The organism is Streptomyces tricolor, from assembly GCF_002155905.1.
GTDB classification, from domain to species: domain Bacteria; phylum Actinomycetota; class Actinomycetes; order Streptomycetales; family Streptomycetaceae; genus Streptomyces; species Streptomyces tricolor.
The window spans coordinates 1-2,890 of record NZ_MUMF01000190.1; the positions used below are offsets into that span (position 1 = coordinate 1).

At 76.1% G+C, this 2,890-nt stretch carries 2 protein-coding genes and 1 pseudogene; all 3 read left to right on the forward strand.

Going from position 1 to position 2,890, the window contains the following annotated elements; genetic code table 11:
• A pseudogene (locus CCN44_RS14880) lies at positions 1-669 on the forward strand (DNA polymerase III subunit gamma and tau); the annotation flags it as partial.
• Positions 670-762: 93 nt separating this feature from the next.
• Positions 763-2,022, forward strand: coding sequence for a phosphoribosylamine--glycine ligase (purD, locus tag CCN44_RS14885; RefSeq protein WP_059249908.1), 1,260 nt, complete (start codon positions 763-765; stop codon positions 2,020-2,022).
• Positions 2,023-2,332: 310 nt separating this feature from the next.
• On the forward strand, positions 2,333-2,890 hold a 558-nt coding region (locus CCN44_RS14890; protein WP_462509652.1), incomplete at its 3' end, for a M48 family metalloprotease.

Sequence of the window (2,890 nt, forward strand, 5' to 3'; positions counted from 1 at the left end):
GCACAGTCCCCCGCTCCCGTCCCGGCCGCGCCCGCCGGCGGTCTCGACCCCCGCGCGCTCTGGCCGAACATCCTGGAGGCCGTCAAGAACCGCCGCCGCTTCACCTGGATCCTGCTCAGCCAGAACGCCCAGGTGACCGGCTTCGACGGCACCACCCTCCAGCTCGGTTTCGTCAACGCCGGCGCCCGCGACAACTTCGCCGGCAGCGGCAGCGAGGACGTGCTGCGGCAGGCGCTGGCCGAGCAGTTCCACGTGCAGTGGAAGATCGAGGCGGTCGTCGACCCGTCCGGCGGCGGCTCCGCCCCGCCGTCCCCGGCCGGCTCGCCCGGCTACGGCGGACCGGGCGGCGGCTACGGCGGCGCGCCCGCCGGCCACGGCGGCGCTCCCGGCGGTGGCTACGGCTCCCCGGCCGCCTCCCGTCCCGCGGCCGCCACGGCGTCCCCGCAGCCGTCCGCTGCGCCGCAGGGCGGTGCTCCGGCCGCGTCCGCGGGATCGGCCGCGCCGGCCCCGGCTCCCCGGCCCGCCGCGCCCGAGCCGCCGCCCGTCGCGCCCGAGGACGACATCCCCGAGGACGACGACCCGGATCTGGACGAGTCGGCCCTCTCCGGCCACGAGCTGATCGTGCGCGAACTGGGGGCGACGGTGGTCGAGGAGTTCTCCCACGAGTGAGGCGTGCCGGGAATCGGCGACGACCCCTTTTGGAGGAAAGTCCAACAAGCCCGGCCCCCGGCCTTCGGCAACCTTGCCATTAGGCTGACCCCCGTGAAGGTCCTCGTCATCGGCAGCGGCGCCCGCGAACACGCCCTGTGCCGCTCCCTGTCCCTCGACCCCGACGTCACCGCGCTGCACTGCGCCCCCGGCAACGCCGGCATCGCCGAGGTCGCCGAGCTGCACCAGGTCGACGCGCTCGACGGCGCCGCCGTGGCCGGGCTGGCCGGCCGCCTCGGTGCCGACCTGGTCGTCGTCGGCCCGGAGGCCCCGCTGGTCGCCGGTGTCGCCGACACGGTCCGCGCGGCGGGCATCCCGGTGTTCGGCCCCTCCGGGGAGGCCGCCCGGATCGAGGGGTCCAAGGCCTTCGCCAAGGACGTCATGGCGGCGGCCGGCGTGCCGACCGCCCGCTCCTACGTCTGCACCACCGCCGAGGAGGTCGCCGAGGCCCTCGACGCCTTCGGTGCCCCCTACGTCGTCAAGGACGACGGTCTCGCCGCCGGCAAGGGCGTCGTCGTCACCTCCGACCTGGAGGCCGCCGAGGCGCACGCCGCCGGGTGCGAGAGGGTGGTGATCGAGGAGTTCCTCGACGGCCCCGAGGTGTCCCTGTTCGCCGTCACCGACGGCGAGACGGTCGTACCGCTCCAGCCCGCCCAGGACTTCAAGCGCGCCCTGGACGGCGACGAGGGCCCGAACACCGGCGGCATGGGCGCCTACTCGCCGCTGCCGTGGGCCGACCCGAAGCTGGTCGACGAGGTGCTGCACACCGTGCTCCAGCCCACCGTGGACGAGATGCGCCGCCGGGGCACGCCGTTCTCCGGGCTGCTCTACGCCGGTCTCGCGATCACCTCGCGCGGGGTCCGGGTCATCGAGTTCAACGCCCGCTTCGGCGACCCGGAGACCCAGGTCGTGCTGGCCCGCCTGCAGACCCCGCTGGCGGGCGTCCTGATGGCCGCCGCCACCGGCAACCTCGCCGACCTGCCGCCGCTGCGCTGGAGCGAGGACGCGGCCGTCACCGTCGTCGTCGCCTCGCACAACTACCCGGGCACCCCGCGCACGGGCGACCCGATCACCGGCCTGGACGAGGTGGCCGCCGAGGACGCCCCGCACGCGTACGTGCTGCACGCCGGCACCCGGCGGGACGGCGACGCGGTGGTCAGCGCGGGCGGACGCGTGCTGTCCGTCACGGCCACCGGCACGGACCTGGCCGAGGCGCGCGAGCGGGCGTACCGGGCGGTGGGCCGGATCCGGCTCGACGGCTCGCAGCACCGCACCGACATCGCGGCGAAGGCGGCGGAGTCCGCGGACGCCTGACCCCGGGCCGCCCGCACCGCCTGCCGCCCGCCGCGCCCGCCGTCTGACCTGCCCGTTTCCCACCCAGGCCCCGGACCCACAATCCGGGGCCTGATCTTTGCTGTCTGTCACCCAGCTTTGACCAAAGCCATTCCATCGAGTGAGCAATCGCCCATATGGCTGACGGGGGCCGGGGCCCCAACTAGGGTGCCGCGCAAGCGTTCCGGCACTTGGCCCACCGGCATTGCGATGTCAGTGGCGGGTGCCACAGTGGGGGAGTGAGCAAGACCAGGGCAGCACGCGATCGGCAGGGAGGGGGCGAGGTCGGCACGTGACCGGTATCGGTGTGGAGGCGGGCGCGCAGGCCGCGCGCTCCCGGGCCCTCGCCGTCCTGCGGGTCCGGGGCCGGGCGCTGGCCGCGGCCCTGCTGCCCGCGGGCGCCGCGGTGATCCTGCTCACCGGCGCCTCCACCGGCCATCTCGTCGGCCCGGGCTGGGACGCCGCCCGGTGGATCGTGGGCGTGCTCGCGCTGCTGGTGCTGCCGGCCGCGGCCGGGGTCGCCGTGGTGGTGGCCCGGGCCCGCCCCGCGATGAGCCCCACGGTGCCGATCCCGGAGGAGTCCGCCCCGGATCTGTACCGGATGGTGCGCGACCTCGCCGACCGCCTGGACGTGCCGGCCCCCTCGGCCATAGCGCTCACCCCGGACTGCGACAGCTGGCTGGAGGACCGGGCGCACTCGGCCCACGGCCCGCCCCCGCGCCCGGCGCCCGACGAGATAGCGGGCCCGGGCCGCCGCCGGGCCCCCGTCGCGCCGGTCCTCGTCATCGGCTCGCCGTTCCTGTGGTGGATGCGCGTCGGCGAGCTGCGCGCGGTCCTCGCCCCGGTCATC